Source organism: Escherichia sp. AM3 (assembly GCF_032029835.1).
Classification (GTDB): Bacteria; Pseudomonadota; Gammaproteobacteria; order Enterobacterales; family Enterobacteriaceae; genus Escherichia; species Escherichia coli.
In genome coordinates this window covers 1-259 of sequence record NZ_JAVUPQ010001090.1, presented here as the reverse complement: position 1 = coordinate 259, position 259 = coordinate 1, and the positions used below count along the sequence as shown (strand labels likewise).

1 protein-coding gene is annotated in these 259 nt (G+C 54.1%); it reads left to right on the top strand.

The features are described from left to right. Window positions 1-259: hypothetical protein (locus RTW80_RS29840; RefSeq protein ID WP_312721766.1), on the top strand; the 259-nt coding region annotated here is incomplete at both ends.

Here is a 259-nt window from a genome sequence, read left to right as displayed (position 1 = left end):
ATCCGAAGTTCTTCGTCTCGCTGATGAAAGCCTTCTACGGCGACAAGGCGACGGCGGAAAACAGCTGGGGCTTTGACTGGCTGCCGAAGTGGGACAAAGGTTACGACGTACTTCAGTACTTCGAAATGATGCACCAGGGCCAGGTCAACGGCTATATCTGCCAGGGCTTTAACCCGGTGGCGTCGTTCCCGAACAAGAACAAGGTTGTCGAGTCTCTGTCGAAGCTGAAGTTCCTGGTGACGATTGACCCGCTCAATAC